General features: G+C 34.8%; 11 protein-coding genes and 1 pseudogene. 1 reads left to right on the plus strand and 11 read right to left on the minus strand.

What is annotated here, in order from left to right; genetic code table 11:
- Positions 1 to 300, plus strand: a pseudogene (locus H599_RS20930) (hypothetical protein); the annotation flags it as partial.
- Between the two features lie 148 nt (positions 301 to 448).
- On the opposite strand, the gene H599_RS19885 reads toward H599_RS20930, so the two are convergent.
- From H599_RS19885 to H599_RS0115195, 11 genes are all read right to left on the minus strand, one after another.
- Entirely contained in the window at positions 449 to 1,588 is a 1,140-nt protein-coding gene (locus H599_RS19885; protein WP_081810581.1) for a formylglycine-generating enzyme family protein, read from the minus strand.
- A 218-nt stretch (positions 1,589 to 1,806) separates the two neighbouring features.
- Complete coding sequence (locus H599_RS0115150; protein WP_026714898.1) at positions 1,807 to 2,634, minus strand: endonuclease/exonuclease/phosphatase family protein; 828 nt, start codon at positions 2,632 to 2,634, stop codon at positions 1,807 to 1,809.
- Between the two features lie 55 nt (positions 2,635 to 2,689).
- Positions 2,690 to 4,543 carry a family 43 glycosylhydrolase gene (locus H599_RS0115155; protein WP_026714899.1) on the minus strand — a complete coding sequence of 618 codons (1,854 nt, stop codon included), beginning with the start codon at positions 4,541 to 4,543 and terminating at the stop codon, positions 2,690 to 2,692.
- A 4-nt stretch (positions 4,544 to 4,547) separates the two neighbouring features.
- Positions 4,548 to 6,239, minus strand: a complete 1,692-nt coding sequence (locus tag H599_RS0115160) for a sulfatase family protein (RefSeq protein ID WP_026714900.1) — start codon at positions 6,237 to 6,239, stop codon at positions 4,548 to 4,550.
- Entirely contained in the window at positions 6,236 to 7,123 is an 888-nt protein-coding gene (locus tag H599_RS0115165; RefSeq protein ID WP_026714901.1) for an alpha/beta hydrolase, read from the minus strand. Before H599_RS0115165 ends, H599_RS0115160 begins: the two co-directional genes overlap by 4 nt.
- Positions 7,124 to 9,736, minus strand: coding sequence for a glycoside hydrolase family 2 TIM barrel-domain containing protein (locus H599_RS0115170; RefSeq protein WP_081810582.1), 2,613 nt, complete (start codon positions 9,734 to 9,736; stop codon positions 7,124 to 7,126). It abuts the gene before it with no gap.
- 11 nt (positions 9,737 to 9,747) lie between these two features.
- A complete protein-coding gene (locus tag H599_RS0115175) occupies positions 9,748 to 11,988 on the minus strand; it encodes a glycoside hydrolase family 3 N-terminal domain-containing protein (RefSeq protein ID WP_245600530.1) in 2,241 nt (746 codons plus the stop codon).
- A gap of 2 nt (positions 11,989 to 11,990) precedes the next feature.
- Entirely contained in the window at positions 11,991 to 14,096 is a 2,106-nt protein-coding gene (locus H599_RS0115180; protein WP_026714904.1) for a glycoside hydrolase family 97 protein, read from the minus strand.
- A gap of 16 nt (positions 14,097 to 14,112) precedes the next feature.
- Positions 14,113 to 16,443: a beta-glucosidase BglX gene (gene bglX, locus H599_RS0115185; RefSeq protein ID WP_026714905.1), complete on the minus strand. Its 2,331-nt coding sequence runs from the start codon at positions 16,441 to 16,443 to the stop codon at positions 14,113 to 14,115.
- 1 nt (position 16,444) lies between these two features.
- Positions 16,445 to 17,245, minus strand: coding sequence for a carboxylesterase family protein (locus H599_RS0115190; protein WP_026714906.1), 801 nt, complete (start codon positions 17,243 to 17,245; stop codon positions 16,445 to 16,447).
- A gap of 11 nt (positions 17,246 to 17,256) precedes the next feature.
- Positions 17,257 to 18,249 carry a metallophosphoesterase gene (locus H599_RS0115195; RefSeq protein ID WP_035141742.1) on the minus strand — a complete coding sequence of 331 codons (993 nt, stop codon included), beginning with the start codon at positions 18,247 to 18,249 and terminating at the stop codon, positions 17,257 to 17,259.

The following is an 18,249-nucleotide window of genomic DNA, read 5'->3' on the forward strand; positions in this document are numbered from 1 at the left end:
CAGGTATTAATACCAAAAAACAATAAAGAAAAAACAAAATACAAACAAGAAGTAGCTAGAAAAAGATTTAGAGCAAGAGCAGCCATCGAACCTACAATCTCACACTTGAAAAAAAATCATTCTTTAGGACTAAACTTCCTTAAAGGCGTGACTGGAGATGTTCATAATGCACTACTAGCGGGAATTGGATACAATCTAAAGCTCAGATTTAATCAAATCAAAGAGCAAATTATTTTTTGGCTACAATTATTGTTCAACTTTTTTACTAAAAACAAAACCACTATTTTAATCGAGATTTAAAATAGTGGCTTTTTAAGGAATGACTAATTAAATAAGCCCTTTTAAAGAAAAGGGCTGAAAAATTTCGCCCCGCAAATGCTCTTTCTTATGGTCAGGCACTTGCGGGGCGTATTCATGCTTTTACAAACTACTATATTTTAAAAAAAAACTATTTCACACATCTAAATCCAATATGATTAGCCGATGATTTAATTTCCCCGTGACCTCTTGATCCTATTAAATATCTCGTGCAATATTCATCTGTACATAAAAAAGAACCTCCTCGATGTACTTTAGTCAAGGCATTAGGCTCTTGGAAGTATTTACTCTTTTCGGGTCCTTGCGGATTTCGAGTCACCTCAGCCTGGACTGCTAATTCCTGATAATAATCCTCACTATACCAATCATTAATCAATTCCCATACATTACCAGCCATATCATACAATCCATATCCGTTTGGCTTGTATTGAGCTACCGGAGCTACACCTACAAAACCATCTTCTGCTGTATCTCCTTTATCAACAGGAAAATCTCCTTGATAAATATTAGCTTGGAATTTCCCATCAGGCATCAAAACATTTCCCCAGATATAGGAAGCGCCTGTTATTCCGCCTCGGGCAGCAAATTCCCATTCTGCTTCTGTTGGCAATCGTTTACCTGCCCATTTAGCATAAGCAACCGCATCTTCATAGGCAACTTGTACAACAGGATAATTATCTTTTCCTTCAATCGAACTACCTGGACCTGTAGGGTGTCGCCAATCGGCACCGCCTACATATTCCCACCATGCCAAATAATTATTTAAATCAACCTTAATTTTTGTAGGTGTAAAAACGGCCGATCCGGCAATTAATTTAGATATTGGAACTCCTGGAAATTCCTCTGCAAGTGGCTTAATCTCGGCTACTGTTACATAGCCTGTAGCTTTTACAAATGCAGCAAATTCTTTATTAGTCACCTCAGTCTTGTCCATCCAAAAACCATCTACATAAACCCTGTGAATAGGTCTGGCATCATTAGTTACACCTTTGATACTACATAAACTCTCATCATCAAAATTACTTCCCATCGAGAATTCGCCCCCAGGAATCCAAACCATTCCTTTCGGAGTAATCTTAGGTTTGTTGTTTTTGTTTTCGATGGTTAGTTCAAACTTAGATTCTATTAATATTTTCTCAATTTGATTATTACCTAAACTTTTGTTTTTATCTATTAGAATGGAATAATAAATTAAAAAACATAAAAAACTTACTAAAGGAATAATTATAAAAACTACGATTCTTATTATTCTTTTCTCTCTGCTAATCATAATTATCTTTTATTTAAACTCTTTCCTACCAAACTCACTATGTATAAATTTAGATTGATTTTTAGATTTACTAAAGGTATACTACAAATTCAGAATGCTGTTATACATTCTAATGAATAATCTCCTTCACCTACTTTACCAGCAATTTGACAAAAAATTTAGTTGTTAACCAATTAGGATGAAATTAAATTCCTATTTTTATATTCAAAACTATTTACTTACAAAGTAATTTTTATATAAACGGGTAAGTGATCTGATGGGTAACGACAATTTTTTGAGTCACTTAAGACAGCATACTTCTCAACTAAAATATCTTTACTTAAAAAAATAAAATCGATTCTCCTAGTAACTGGTTTGTGAAATTCAAAATCATTAAAAGTTCCTGTTGGTCCAAATATGTTTTTAGCTATAGTTTTAGAATCATTCAATTTTTCAGAAATATATTTAATATTATTATCTGATTCTTCCATATTGAAATCTCCACTCAAAATCACAGAGTAGTCATGAATATTAATTTCTTTTATTTTTTTTAGGATTAAAATCGTACTCTTATTCCTGGCGACCATTCCAATATGGTCAAAATGAGTATTAAAGACCAAAAACTTTTTCCCTGTTACAATATCTTCAAACAATGCATATGTACAGACTCTATTGCAATCTGCATCCCAGCCCTTGGAAACTTTTTCTGGTGTTGGAGAAAGCCAAAAGGTTTCGGATTTCAAAACTTTAAATTTATCATTCTTATAAAAAATAGCTGAGTACTCGCCTACATTATTACCATCATCTCTACCTACCCCAACAAAACTATATTTAGGCAATAAACTATCTATATCTTTCATTTGGTTTGGCATGGGTTCCTGAACACCTAAAATATCGGGCTCGTAAAATTTTAACTGATCGATAAAAAATGGTTTTCTGTTTGTCCAACTATTATCTCCCTCTTTCGGATAATCAAGTTTAATATTATAAGTCATTATTGATAATTCTTGCGCTTGCAAACCAAGGAAAGATATAATAAAACTGAAAAGGATTACAAAATTATTCATGATATTCTATTTAAAAATAAAAAAATTATAAATGATTGCATTGTAATAATAATAATTACTCCACTACGTAGATTTTACTTTTTTCTGAAATACCATTCTCATTGAATGCTTCTATTGTGAAATAATAAGGGGTATCACGGTCTAAACAGCGCATAAAATGTTCATTGGTATCATAGACTAGCCAGGACTGATATAATTTATCAGGTGCAATTCCCCAACGTATATTATAACCTTGGGCCCCCTTAACCGGGTTCCAGGTAAAGCTTGCATCTCTTCTATCGGTTTCACGATTAATTGCAAATCCATTTACTATTTCTGGTTTTTGACCATTGCCTAAACCAAATACCCTGAGTTCAGACATGGCAAAGTGAGTACCTGGTACTTCCACGTTATTATAGCGTACATATTTGGCATTTATAGGTTTGTCAAGAACAATATATGCATTAGGTGCATCAATATTACTTTTGCTTCTATCGATAACAGTTTGCCAGTTTTTACCATCCTGTGAAACTTCAATCGTAAAACGATGTCTCAATCCTTCTGTTCGAGTATAAATTCCTGTCTCATGGTCATGAAAATTCAATTGAAAAGCATGAATTTTTCCTGAATTTTGCATTTCAATATTTATCCATTGTTTATCATTATTGGCTTCAGCCACCCAATATGTTTTTGGGTTTTCATCTGTTAATACTTTGGAAATAATATCACCATTTACATTCTTTTCTAATAGAATTTCAGAAACTTCAACTTCATCATTATTGGAAGTAAATTTCATAATCTGCTTTAAAGATGATGATACAATAACATTAGCTTTATAAGAAAGTAACATCCATCCATTATGCTCTCCTGCTTTGGTAGGATGATTTGGTGCGTAACGTGGATAATCACCGTAAGCAGTATTGGTATACATTAATCCCTCTTTATCAAAATAAGTAGGAAACATACACAAACGACGTTCCCATTGTGCATTAGAAGCAAGAGCCATTGTTGCAAAATGCCAGTATTGTCCATTGGTTTGCTTAACCGTAATACCATGTCCAGCCCCATTTGTAAAACCTCCTGGTTTAAAACACATTGGGTTATTTTTCATATATTCAAAAGGTCCAAGTGGAGAATCTCCAACGTAAACTCCATCAGCATAAACATTGAATTGCGTACCAGGAGCTGCATACTGCAAATAATATTTCCCATTATGTTTAGTCATGGAAGCGCCTTCCATATAACCTTCTTTTAATGTTGGATGATAATTATTTTCCCCAAAACGTTCCCAGCCGTGTTCTTCTTCCACTAAATTTATTAATTCCTTTTTAACACCGGTTTCCAGAAAACGATCGTCCTTATTAAGCATTTTTACATGAATTGGGTAAACATTAGACGAACCCCAGTATAAATAGGTTTTACCATCATCATCTATAAATAATTCCGAATCCTGAATATTGTTAGAAATTGAAGGTGTAGGTGACCATTTTCCTTCTTTTGGATTATCAGAATAAAGAATACTTCCGTAACCGGCAGGATTACCTGCAAAATAAACCAGAGAATCTTTATAGTTAAAGGCTGTAGGGGCATTGCAACCTTCAAAAAACCATTGTTGCGGTTTAATAAAATTCCAATTCACCAAATCTGAAGAATGCCAATACCCAAAAGAACGGGTAACAAACATGTAATATTCTCCTTTGAATTCAATTACAGCAGGATCTGCACCCGAACGATACGATTGATTTCTGCTCGAATTGTAAACCATATACGTATAATCAATATCTAAAGGATTACAATAAGTCTGCGAATTATTCTTAATTCTCTCAGCGTTTACAGGTTTCAAATTCTTATGAGCTGTATTTTTATTTTTGATAGAATTACATGATATTATTGATACCAGTAGGGATATTAGTATTAATATATTCTTCATCGTGCTATAGTTTTGTTTCTTTATTTGTTATAGGATCATAAGATGTACCTGTATTTCCTCTTATTTTTTCAAATTGTTTGAAGGCTTTTTGAACCTGATCCTTTGGTGCCTGTTCCATTTCTTTATCTGTTACCTCATACTGCTTTTGTAATTCGGTCAAACGCAATCTTAATTGAGATTCAATTCCATCATATTTAGGGTTATCAATTTGATTATGTATTTCTTTAGGATCTTCTTCCAAATCGTATAATTCCCAAGTATCGATATCATCATAAAAGTGCATTAACTTATAGCGCTCTGTTCTTATACCATAATGCTTTTTAACCATATGAAATGCCGGATAATCATAGTAATGGTAATAGACCGCATCTCTAAAATCAACATCTTTCATTTTGTTTTCTAATAATGGCTGTAAGGATTTTCCTTGCATATCTTTTGGAATTTCTATTCCTGCATAATCCAAAAATGTTTCAGCAAAGTCCAGATTTTGCGTTAAAGCATTTATTTCGCTACCCGCTTTAATATGTTTAGGATATTTCATTAGTAAAGGCATAGCCAATGATTCTTCATACATATAACGTTTATCAAACCAGCCTTTTTCTCCTAAATAAAATCCTTGATCTGTAGTATAAATTACAATAGTATTTTCTGCCAAACCACTTTTCTCTAAATAATCTAATATTTCACCAACACCTTCATCAACAGCTGCAATAGTGGCCAGATACTCCTGCAAATAACGTTGTCCTTTCCATTCTGCTAAAGCTCTGCCGGATAAATTAGCATCGTGAAATGCATCATTTTTAGGTTGGTACGCTTTATCCCATACCGCACGTTGTTCAGCTGTCATTCTTTCAAAATCAGTTTTCCATGGGTTCCAAGCTAACTCAGAACTACCCTTCTGTTTTGTTAATTTTAAATCATGTCCCTCATACATATCTTTGTAAATCGTTTGTAATTGATCTCTTGAACCTTTAGATCCTTCGTGGTGACTAAAATAGGTATCTGGTAATGGGAACTGTACAGAATCAAATTTATTGGCATGGCGTAACGCTGGCATCCAGTTTCTATGGGGTGCTTTATGCTGCAACATCAACATAAAAGGTTGTTTTGATTTTTTGATTTTCTTTAGGTATGCCAAACCTTCATTGGTAATAATATCGGTTACATATCCTTCCACTCTGGTTGTATCAACTATTTTTGTATCAACACGTTCTGAAATAAAATCCGGATTATAGTAATTTCCCTGATCGGTTAAAATATTCCAATAATCAAATCCCTGAGGCAAGGCATCTAAATGCCATTTTCCAATCACAGCTGTTTTATACCCAGCTTTTTGAAGTAATTTTGGGAAGGTTTGTTGATTTCCATCGAAATGATTTCCATTCATTTTAAACCCATTAACATGACTAAATTTACCTGTTAAAATAACAGCTCTACTTGGTCCGCAAATAGAATTGGTACAAAAATTATTTCTAAATAAAACACCTTCTTTTGCAATTCTGTCAATATTAGGTGTTGGTGCCAATTTACTAATAGGGTGACCATAGGCACTTATGGCTTGTTCCGCATGATCATCAGCCATAATATAAACAATATTAGGGCGTTTCATTTGGTGATTACTTTCTTTCTTAACCTCTTTAATTTTACACGATTGTAACAAAAGGATGAAACATCCAATATACACTAAGTATCTCATATTTTTTTAGTTTTTATAGTTTTGGTTTGAATTATTTCCTTATTCATAATTGTTTTTTGAAAAAATTGAAAAACCTTATCTAAATCGGAAAACGGTATGACCGACACTTCGTGCCTACCTCCTTTAACAATGTTAAAATAATAGGGTTTTTCCAGGATTTCTAGTTTATTTGCGATAACTTGAGAGCCATCTAACATCAAGTAACCCGGCTTTTCTGGATTGCAAAGATGATGAGAAGCTACCCCAAAGGGCACCAACTGATCGTTTGTTCCATGAAACAGTACACTGGGTACCGCATTAACTTCAGTAATATAATCAGCATTAACAACGGCTCCAGCACAAGAAAAAATACCAGCAAACTTTACATCTTTGTATTTTTCAAGGCTATCTGCAAAATGTTCGCGCATAAATACAGCATTTAAAGTACCCTCTGCTCCAGCGCTGCTACCTCCAGCAATAATATAATTAGTGTCTATTTTAAGTTCTTCCGCATTTTCAACTACAAATGCTGCTGCATCTAGGTAATCTATCACTACCTGCTTAAAGGTTTCTAATTTATCTTCTTTAGAACAATCGCATCCAAAGCCGCTTTCAGTACCTTTTCTTAGTAACCGGTATGAAATTGAAATACCTATATAACCATTATTTGCCGCATACGAACATAACTCAGCATCGTCTTTATAATCTCTTGAACCCACCGAAAAACCACCCCCATGCATCCAGAGTAAAACTGGTAATTTTTGAGATTTCTTGATTCGATTTGGTGTATAAACATCCAACTTTAAGGTATCATTTCCCTTTATAGCATATGTAAAAGTTACTTTATTTTGAGCAGATAAACTCAAAAAAAATAACACTAATATTAATAAACAGAAATACTTCATTTATTCTAATTTTTCTATTAATATACCACTAATCACTGTTTTTCCTTTAATGGGTTGCAATGCAATGGTCAGCCCTTTTTTATTATTTACTTCAACCACTGATGTTATCTTAACTCCATATTTTTCGGGATATCTTTCAGCCAGATTAAATTGTTTTTCAACTAACAATTCATTAATATAGATGTTAAATACTCTTTGATTTGTATTTTGTTCCTGAGACACAGAACCAGATAAATTATAAATATTTTCATCGGGTTTTATTTGTGGTTCGACAAAAAACAAGTCCACTTTATATAAACCATCCGGCACATCAACTTTGTAACTTGAGCATCCTTCCAGCATGGTCTGAAATAAGGGCTCTGAATTTGAATTTTTAATATTATGCGGGATACCTTGATTTTTATCCTTTGTCATACCAAATGGCTTACCATCAACATAACCAAACCATCCTTTTTTATAGGGTTGATCTGGTACAAAAGTGAATTGATGTTCTTCATCTGTAAAATAAAAATGTGCCCCCATATTGATTCCGAATCGCTTAAAATTTTTAAAATCTAAGTTTTCAATTTTTAGCACATTTATTAAACGTTCTTCGGAGATTTTACCAGACACAACCTTAACTACATTTTGTCCGTTTTTAAATGGCATTTCAAGAATAGCAACCCCGTTTTCAAAGCTTACAGTTTTGAATTTCTTTCCGTTTAAAAAAACGGCTGCATCATTTTGATTTGAAAATACATTTATGGCATAGGTTTCTTTTTCAAACAATATAAGTCCGGACAAATAATCAGAAGCAATATGCAGCAATGCTGTTTTTTTATCTAAAACCGATTTGTACCAATAATAAATATCTTTAGGTGTTCTGTCGTACTGGACGAGCCCTTTTTGATTAACATGTGGAATAGCATCACCTCTAAATTCTGAACCAAAATCGGCAAAATTCCAAGCGGTCATGCCAGACATAAAAGGCCTGCTATTGATTTGTTGGTAATACGATTGGTGTAATTTTGCCTGATAATCTGTTGAAAAATCAAATTTTCCAGGTGTCTTGGTAAAAATACGAACATCGGCTCCCGGTCCATATTCTGACAGCAGCATCGCTCTGTTAGGGTAGCGTTTATGCTGCTCATCCAGAAAAATTCCTAAATCTGAAATTTCTTTATCGTACCACCCAAAATAAAGATTCCATCCAAAAAGTTTTGGTACATCGGCAATACCCGTTTCGTTGTATACCTCATTCAAATGACCAGCCATAACCGTTATGTGATTTGGAGCCAACTTTCGGGTTAAATCTTCCAACTGTTGAGCCAGTTTCAAGGTCGTTTTTTTCTCCTTTTCACGCTCTTCGTTAGTTAGTTTTCCATTAAATGCCAGCCTTAAAAATATTTCATTCATATAACCAAACATTACCACTGAAGGATGGTTAAAATATTGTTTTACATGCTCATTTTGCATGTTTGTACTTACCTCAAAAAAAGCCTTCGAATCTGTTACTTTATTGACAATAGGAATTTCTGTCCATACCAAAATACCAAGTTCATCACATAAGTCGTACAGTTCACGCCTGTGAGGATAATGGGCAAAACGTATCACATTTGCGCCCATATTTTTTATCAGATGTATATCTTGTTTTTGAAGCTCAAGAGGCACTGCATTTCCATAACCCTCATAATCCTGATGTCGGTTTACACCAATCAGTTTTATAGGTTTTCCATTGAGGTAAAAACCATTTTGAGCATCGACTGAAACCCATCGAAATCCAACATTCGCATATTTAATATCTAAAACCTGACCATTAGCATCCAATAATTTTAATTGTAAGCGGTATAGGTATGGGCTGTCCGGAGACCAAAGCTTAGGATTTAATACTTCAGGTAATTTAAACTTTGTTTCTTTAGAAGCATTAGCAGGAAGAAGTAATGATTTAAGCAAATTTTGCACTTCCCCGCCTTGAGCATCAAACAATTTTACATTTAAAGTAGTCTTAATGTCTTTTGAATCTGAATTATTAAAAATAGCCGTAATTTCTACTCCTGCTTTGTCTTCAGATACATCATAATAATCGACATAAAACCCATCGGAAGCAAAATCAGAGATTGAGAAATATTGCTTTTCCAAAGTTATCAATTCGACATCCCGATATATCCCTCCATAAAATGTAAAATCAGCATCTAATGGAGGAATATCCAAATTATGTGAATTATCAACCGTGACCTCTATCAAATTATATTGGTCATAATTAATAATTTTAGAAATATCAAAATTAAAAGCGGTGTAACCTCCTTTGTGATTTCCTATTAATTTTCCATTTACATAAATTGTGGCCTCCTGATTTACAGCATTAAACTTTAAATAATGTACCTTATTCTTTTTTTCGTAGGGGATAAAAACCAGCTTTTTATAATAACCTAACCCACGTCTATAACCACTTTCATCGTCAAAAGCATCATTTGTATTCCAATTATGAGGTATATTAACCGTTTCCCACTTGATTTTATCTTCTGAAAATTGCCAACCAGAATTTATAACCTTAGATTGGGCCTTACCCTTTAAAGATAAAGCCAAACACAACGTCATTATTACATTTAGTATGGTATTTTTGGTGAATGACATAATCTTAATTTTTAATCAACTAAATTAAATTTGTGTTGAAATTTGAAGTTGGAACTCGGGGCAATAACAATTTCAAACTCACCCGGTTCTACATCAAATAGCATCTGGTTATTATAGAATTTTAAATCTTGGGCAGTAATAGTAAAACGCACTGTTTTACTCTCTCCCTGTTTCAAAAATATCTTTTGAAAGCCTTTAAGTTCTTTAACTGGTCGGGTAACACTTCCCACTTTATCGTGAAGGTAAAGCTGAACGATTTCATGTCCATCCATTTTGCCTGTATTAGTAATTGTTACCGAGGCCTCTATTTCTCCGGAAAATGTTAAAGTATCTGAAGATAATTTAAAATCGGAATAATTAAAATTGGTATAACTTAAACCATGCCCGAAAGGAAATAATGGAGAATTAGATACATCTATATAATTACTTTTATAATCTTCTTTCGGGTTACTTTCAGGGATTGGTCTTCCTGTATTCTTCATATTGTAATATATCGGCACCTGACCTACATTACGTGGAAAAGTTACGGTCAATTTTCCGGAAGGATTTACTTCGCCAAATAACAAATCGGCTACAGCTGCCCCACCCATAGTACCTGGAAACCAAACCTCTAAAATAGCATCAACCAATCCTACTTCTTCAGATAGATTTAATGGACGACCATTCATCAGTACTAGTGTTATTTTTTTATTTGGGTTAGCCTGGCGAATTTGTTTAATAAGTTCTGGTTGAATGCCTGGTATTTTTAAATTGGTTCTCGAAGCCGCTTCACCACTCATGTGATGCCCTTCACCCATCACCAAAACAATTTCATTTGCAGCTTTAGATACATTTATAGCCTCTTTAAAACCAGAGTTGTCCTCTTTTAAAATCTCACAGCCTTTTGCGTATAAAATTTGGTTTGATGTTAAGTATTCTGATATCCCTTCAAATACGCTGACAGCTTTTCCATTTCGGTCGCCTTTGGCCGCCCAATTTCCAATAATATCGTATTCATCTTTTACCAGTGGACCGATAAAAGCAATCTTTTTGGTATTTTTTGATATCGGTAAAGCATGATTGTTATTTTGTAACATAACAGAAGAGGCAGCAGCAATCGCTCTTGCTTTATCTAAAAAATCAGGTTTGTATTTGGTTGTTTTTTCACGCTCTTCATCAATATAGCGATAAGGATCATCAAAAAGACCTAATTTAAATTTTGCTAATAAAATACGTTTACATGCCTGATTAATTAATCCTTCATCGATTTTATTTTCCTTAACTAATTCTTCTAAATACAATCGATTAGCTCCGCTCATCATATCCATATCAACACCTGCCTCGAGAGCCAGTTGAGCAGCATGTTTTTCATCTTTGGCAAAACCATGAGGTACTAATTCATTAATCGCTGTATAATCCGTTACTACAAATCCGTTAAACCCCCATTCTTTCCTTAAAATATCTTTGAATATAAATTTGTTTGCGGTTGCCGGTACACCATTGATTTCGTTAAAAGCAGTCATAAATGTTTCAACACCTGCCTCAACAGCTGCTTTAAACGGAGGCAAATACACATCTCGCAATTCGCCTTCGCCCATATTTACCGTATGATAATCCCGTCCGGCTTGTGGTGCCCCATAAGCAGCAAAATGTTTGGCACAAGCCAAAATAGTATTGGGTTTAGATAAATCGTCTCCCTGAAAACCTTTCACATAAGCTTTAGCTATTTGGCTACCCAGATACACATCTTCACCTGCACCCTCAGAAATTCTTCCCCAACGCGGTTCTCGAGATACATCAACCATAGGAGCAAATGTCCAATGAATACCTTCTGCCGAGGCTTCTTCAGCAGCTATTCGGGCACTTTCTTCAACCATCTTTAAATCCCAGCTTGCTGAAAGTCCTAAATTTATTGGAAAAATAGTCCGGTGGCCATGAATAACATCATAACCAAATAATAATGGGATTCCAAGGCGGGTTTCTTCTACTGCTATTTTTTGCAAATCGTGTGTTCCTCTTACGGTAAAGGCATTTAACATCCCCCCCATATTACCTTCGCGGATGTACTTACCATTATTGGAACCTACAATTGGTCCTGTTTGATCCCAACTCCCACTATACATGACCGTTTGACCTATTTTTTCCTGAAGAGTCATTCGCTTCATTAGAGAATCAACTTTGGCTTCATAATTTTGAGCCATTGTACTGCTAAAGGTTAAACTTCCTATCAACAGCAGCCCATGCTTCACTATTTCAGATATTTTATTCATCATGCCTAATTTTTTAATTTTAAACTAACGGCAGTTCCTCCTCCTTTCGCCATATTTAACTGAATATATGATTTGTGAGTAACTGTTTTGGTAACAATTTGGTATGCTTTGGGATTATCTTTCCAATCAGCATTTTTACTATCTTGATAAATAGTCGCTACATATACTTGGTTTGGATCAAGAAAATCTAGTTTAATACTTGTCTTTCTGGCATTTTCATCAGTAATTGCGCCCAGATACCAGTTTTCAGAATTTTTATCCTTTCTAACTACCGTCAGATAATCACCAGGTTCAGCTTCCAGATAAATAGACTTCTGCCAATCTACCGGAACATCTTTAATAAACTGAAAGGCATCTAAATGATTTTCATAATTCTCTGGTAAATCTGCTGCCATTTGCAATGGCGAATACATAGTGACATATAAAGCTAATTGCTTAGCCAAAGTAGTATGTAGTTGATAATCTTTTTTACCTTCATCGTAAATACCCATTTTTGTTTCAAAAATACCCGGTGTGTAATCCATTGGACCTCCAAGCAGTCTTGTAAAAGGTAGAATGGTTTCATGAGCTGGAGGATTACCTATACTCCAGGCATTAAACTCATTACCTCTTGCTGCTTCGGCTGCAATGTAATTGGGATAGGTACGGCTATAACCTGTTGGTCTCACACTTTCATGAGAGTTTACTAATAGTTTATTCTCAGCCATACGCTGTGCTACAAAATTGAAGTGGTTTACCATAGTTTGACCATCGTGAAATTCACCCCGTGGAATAATTCTACCCACATATCCTGTCTTAACGGCTGGATAATCATATTTTTTCATCAGAGCCATAGCTCTATCCAGATGACGTTCATAATTAGCAACCGACCCAGAAGTTTCGTGGTGCATAATCATTTTAATACCTTTAGATTTGGCATATTCCATAATGGCTTCAATATCGAAATCAGGATAAGGAGTAGTAAAATCGAAAACATCTTCTTTCCAATTACCAAACCAATCTTCCCAACCAACATTCCATCCTTCAACTAAAACAGCATCAAAACCGTGCTTTGCGGCAAAATCGATATATCGTTTTGTGTTTTCGATAGTGGCACCATGCTTTCCTGTTGGTATCATGCGTCCAGTACCCGCATTTTGAGCATTCTGACTTCCGGCATAATCCCATGTAGATTTTCCAACGTGCATTTCCCACCAAATGCCTACGTACTTCATAGGTATTATCCATGAAGTGTCTTCAATTTTATTAGGTTCATTTAGGTTTAAAATCATTTTAGAACCAACAATCTCTCGGGCATCATCACTAACCATTATCGTGCGCCAAGGCGTGGTTGATGGTGTTCTTAAATACGCCTTGTCTCCTATTGCGTTTGGTGCTAAATTAGCCGTTAGTTGAAACGTTGACGTATCTACATCTAAGTGCATAACGGGGTAGTTTACAACCGCTGCTTCAAAAATATTGATATACAACCCTGCGTCAGATTTCAGCATTAAAGGCGATTGCACCCGGTAATTACTTTGAATACTTTTTAATGCTATCCCATTAGCTAAATCAAGTTTGGAATTATCAATTTCAGATAATTTGGTTTCATTATAAACATACTCCTGACTATCGTAATCTCCCGGAATCCAAAACGCTTTATGATTTCCAGTTAGGTTAAATTCTGTCATTTCTTCTGAAATTACAAAATATTCTACACTTTCGTTAAAGGGGAATTGGTATCTAAACGCAACACCTTCATCATAAACCTTGAAAACAATATCCAGTTTTTTATTGGTTTCATTTTGAACTAAATGAAATTTAATTTCATTATAATGATTCTTAATGTGAGACTCTTCTCCTAAAACTGGTTGCCAGATCTCATCAAATCTAGCCGTTTCTGATTTTACTATTTTAAATCCTTCAAATAAATCAGTCCCGTTTTTAATTTTTAAGCCTAAACGACTAGATTTTATAACTGCTTGACCTTTATATTTAACCTCATAGACAGCTGTTCCCTTATCATTTAGCGAAAAGATGAGTTCAACCTCCTTTGAAGGAGACTGCAGTTGTTGAGCATGTAAAAACTGCAAAATAAAACAGGCAATGATTATTATGATATTTTTGAACATATCGGTATTGATTAACTTAATTATTGTTTGCGATTAATTCGAAGGTTTTCATCAAATTCGTATCTGAATTAGTACCAACAAAAACCTGAAAAGTTCCTGGTTCAGCAATAAAATCGAGGTTTGAATTATAGAACTTCAAATCATTTTCGGTTATTTGAAAAGAAATCGTTTTTGTTTCTCCTTGCTTCAACAATACTTTTTTAAATCCTTTTAATTCTTTAACCGGACGGGTTACCGATCCTACCACGTCTCTTACGTAAAGTTGCACGACTTCTTTGCCCTCAAATGCACCAGTATTGGTAACATCTACAGAAACTGTAATGCTTCCACCGGTACTCATCGTATTTGAACTCAGATTTAAGGTAGAATACTGGAAGTTAGTATAACTAAGTCCGTAACCAAATGGATACAATGGCTCATTACGAACATCTATATAATTACTTTTAAATTTTTCAAACTTTCCTTCCTTATTTCCTAATGGACGACCTGTATTTTTATGGTTGTAAAAAACAGGTACTTGTCCCACATTCATAGGCCACGTTGCAGTCAATTTACCTGATGGGTTTACATCTCCAAACAACACATCTGATATAGCCAAACCAGCCTCACTTCCAGGGAACCAAACGTTAAGAATTGCCGGCACCTTTTGGTTTTCTTGCACAATAGCTAATGGTCTTCCTGTAAACAAAACCAAAACCACTGGCTTTCCTGTTTCCAATAGCGCTTGCAACAAATCCTTTTGCACCTGTGGTATTTGCAAATTTGTCACACTACTGCACTCTCCACTCATTTCTGCAGGTTCACCCAATGCCGCTACAATAACATCTGATTGCTTTGCAATGACTAACGCCTCATCAAGTAATTGCTTATCGGTTCTTCCATCACGAGGAATAGTTTTACCAAACATAGTAACCCGCTTTTCATATTCTAAATCATAATCGATGTTACTTCCTTTTGCGTATAAAATGGTTGCATCCTTACCAACTACCGTTTTTAAACCCTCTAACAACGGATTAGATTTATCTTGTTTCGTTGCGACACTCCAGGTTCCAGCCATATTTACTGCTGTATTTGCTAATGGTCCAACTAAAGCTATAGTTCCTGACTTTTTTAATGGTAAAACATTATTCTCGTTTTTAAGCAACACCATAGATTCAGCACCGACTTTTCTAGCAAAGGCTCTGTTTTCATCTGTAAAAATATCTTTTTCAGGTCTACTTAAATCACAATATTTATACGGATCGTCGAAAAGCCCTAGTTTAAACTTAGCCGTTAAAATGCGTTTTACTGCTTTATCAATGTCATCCATAGAGACTTTACCTCCAGCAACTGATTTTTTTAATGTCCCTAAAAAGCCTTCGGCTACCATATCCATATCCGAACCTGCTTTTAAAGCCTGAGCTGACACTTGTTGTAAGTCGCCTACCCCGTGATACGTCATTTCTTCAATACCTGTATAATCAGTGACTACAAAGCCATTAAAACCCCAATCTTTTCGCAACAAATCGGTAAGTAACCATTTGTTTCCTGTGGCCGGCACACCATCTATTTCGTTAAATGATACCATTACAGATTCCACTCCCGCATCAATAGCCGCTTTGTAAGGAGGCAAATATTCATTGTACATTCTTATTCGGCTCATATCAACCGTATTATAATCACGGCCTGCCTCCGGTGCTCCGTAAAGTGCAAAATGTTTTACACATGCTAACATTGTATTATTTCTTGAAAGGTCATCCTGTTGGTAACCTTTTACCATGGCAGCAGCTATTTTACTTCCTAAAAACACATCTTCTCCGGCGCCTTCGGACACACGACCCCAACGCGGATCACGTGATATATCAACCATTGGCGAAAAGGTCCAGTTAATGCCATCGGCTGTGGCTTCTTTAGCGGCCATTTGAGCTGTTTTTTCAATCAAATCCATATCCCAGGAACTTGATAAACCTAAGGGAATAGGAAATGTAGTTTCATAACCATGAATAACATCCATTCCAAAAATTAACGGAATACCTAATCGGCTTTTTTCTACGGCTATTTTTTGAACTTCTCTAATTTTAGCAACCTTTTTAATATTAAACAATCCGCCTACTTTGCCTTCCTGAATTTTTTTGGCTATATCAGAGCTTTGTGATGCCCCGGTGGTAATATCTCCAGAGGAAGGTAAATTTAACTGTCCTAATTTTTCTTCCAAGGTCATCAGTTTTAATACCGAATCTACTTTTTTCTCAAAAGGATTATCGTAAGCCGTACTATTAATTATTTTATGATTCGTATTACAAGCTACAATTAAGGTAGTTGCAAAGCCTACAACGGCATATTTTATTTTGATTATATTATTATTCATCTTATTTGTGTTTTGATTTTGAAAAAAGCCATGGTAACAATTCCGGCTCCGCAAATGCCGAATCCCAACTGTTATGATTATCTTTTGCATATAATGTAAAATTTGGCTTCCCGCCTGCCTTTAAAAAAGCACTGACCATGGCTACAGATAATTGCGGATTAACAACATCGTCATTAGCCCCATGAAAGACCCATAAATCTGTAATATTAGCATATTTCTTTACAGTTTTAGGATTGCCACCACCACAAATAGCAAAGGCTGCAGCAAACATTTGGGGTTTACGATAAAGAATTTCGAAAGTCCCCATACCTCCCATTGAAAGTCCTCCGACATAAATTTTATTCCTATCCACATATGGTCTCTTTAAATAATCTTCCATAAGTTCCATAACTAGGCTCAAGGACTTGGTTGGTGGCGCTTTCATAGGGTACTTCAATGTAATAGGATGCGTTTTTCTGTTTACTTTGGCATTCGACCAATAATCAGCATTTGGGCACTGGGGAAAAATTACTATCGCAGGAAAATTTTCTCTATTGTTATTATCTGCAAAAAGTTTACTTCCATGTATTAACTGTTTTGCATTATCATTACCACGTTCACCTGCTCCATGTAAAAAAAGCACTATCGGATATTGTTTGTTTTCTGAAAAATCCTTGGGTAGCAACATTCTATACTGAAGTGTATCATCATCTTTTACATAGTATTCTTTTGAAAATTCACTTTTCATCTGGGCTTCAACAAATTGTGCCGATAACAATAAAATGATTACTATTGCTTTGCCTAATTGAATCAAACTCTTCATAAATCAAGTTTTTAAATTTTAACATTTTCAAAAACAAACTCATGCTCTGGTTCTGTTCTAAACTTATTGAGCCAAGGTGAATACGTTTTTACCGAAATTGTTTTATGTTTTTTATCTACTTTAATAATTCGCAAATAACCAGAATCTGCTTTGCCTTCACCTTTTACATGCTTTTGATAATTAGCAAGCATCTGATAAACTTTATTACCCTTATCGCCTGTAGAAACAAGAGTTCCAACACCCGATTTTAAAACGTGTCCTGAAAACACAAACATGATATTTTTATATTTCTTGACCAATTTAGTCCAAATGTCACGACCATTATTAACAGCCTCACTACCAATATCTTTACCTACACCATAGGCCTGTGGTTGCCAATAATCATCGCCATCATGTAACGTATTGTCTTCATACATATAGGCGTGCGTATTAATGATTATTTTATGATGTGGGTGACTTTTAATTAAATTTTCTACCCAAACTAATGTTTTATTCCTAGGACCAAACTCTAAAGAAAATACCAACCAACGTTTACCAGCCAATTGATATTCACTACAAGTATTGTCAATAGTTCCTTTAGGGAAAGTTTCAATTGCTTTAGAATTGTTAATATATTCAGATACCGGAAAAACAGTATTGGCTAATGTCGTGTTTCGGGTATCGGCAAATTTTCCTGATTTGCTACCCATGTCATGATTGCCAAGAGACAAATTATAAGGTACTTTTTTATTTAGTAAGGATAATCCCGATTTTGCAACTTCCCATTCTTCTTCGGAATTATTTTGAGTAATATCACCGACATGCAATGCAAATGAAAATCTTTTTTTATTATTAGCTATCCATTCCATTTGTGCTTTGTAAACCTCCGGAAATTCTTCCACTAAAGTTTGTGAATCCGGTATAACAACAAATTCAAAACTCTTTTGCGCTGATGCAATATAGCTTATCAAACAAAAAAGGCACAGCGCTATTATTTTTAATCTCTTTTTAAATTTTCTTTCCAT

Origin of the sequence: Flavobacterium daejeonense DSM 17708 (genome assembly GCF_000425425.1) — a bacterium.
Taxonomy (GTDB): Bacteria; Bacteroidota; Bacteroidia; order Flavobacteriales; family Flavobacteriaceae; genus Flavobacterium; species Flavobacterium daejeonense.

Excerpts from the sequence above, each read along its gene's own strand:
- bglX (WP_026714905.1), bottom strand. The coding sequence starts at position 16,443 with ATGAATAATAATATAATCAAAATAAAATATGCCGTTGTAGGCTTTGCA.
- H599_RS0115165 (WP_026714901.1), bottom strand. The coding sequence starts at position 7,123 with ATGAAGTATTTCTGTTTATTAATATTAGTGTTATTTTTTTTGAGTTTA.
- H599_RS0115190 (WP_026714906.1), bottom strand. The coding sequence starts at position 17,245 with ATGAAGAGTTTGATTCAATTAGGCAAAGCAATAGTAATCATTTTATTG.
- H599_RS19885 (WP_081810581.1), bottom strand. The coding sequence starts at position 1,588 with ATGATTAGCAGAGAGAAAAGAATAATAAGAATCGTAGTTTTTATAATT.
- H599_RS0115155 (WP_026714899.1), bottom strand. The coding sequence starts at position 4,543 with ATGAAGAATATATTAATACTAATATCCCTACTGGTATCAATAATATCA.
- H599_RS0115160 (WP_026714900.1), bottom strand. The coding sequence starts at position 6,239 with ATGAGATACTTAGTGTATATTGGATGTTTCATCCTTTTGTTACAATCG.
- H599_RS0115150 (WP_026714898.1), bottom strand. The coding sequence starts at position 2,634 with ATGAATAATTTTGTAATCCTTTTCAGTTTTATTATATCTTTCCTTGGT.
- H599_RS0115195 (WP_035141742.1), bottom strand. The coding sequence starts at position 18,249 with ATGGAAAGAAAATTTAAAAAGAGATTAAAAATAATAGCGCTGTGCCTT.
- H599_RS0115170 (WP_081810582.1), bottom strand. The coding sequence starts at position 9,736 with ATGTCATTCACCAAAAATACCATACTAAATGTAATAATGACGTTGTGT.
- H599_RS0115175 (WP_245600530.1), bottom strand. The coding sequence starts at position 11,988 with ATGATGAATAAAATATCTGAAATAGTGAAGCATGGGCTGCTGTTGATA.
- H599_RS0115180 (WP_026714904.1), bottom strand. The coding sequence starts at position 14,096 with ATGTTCAAAAATATCATAATAATCATTGCCTGTTTTATTTTGCAGTTT.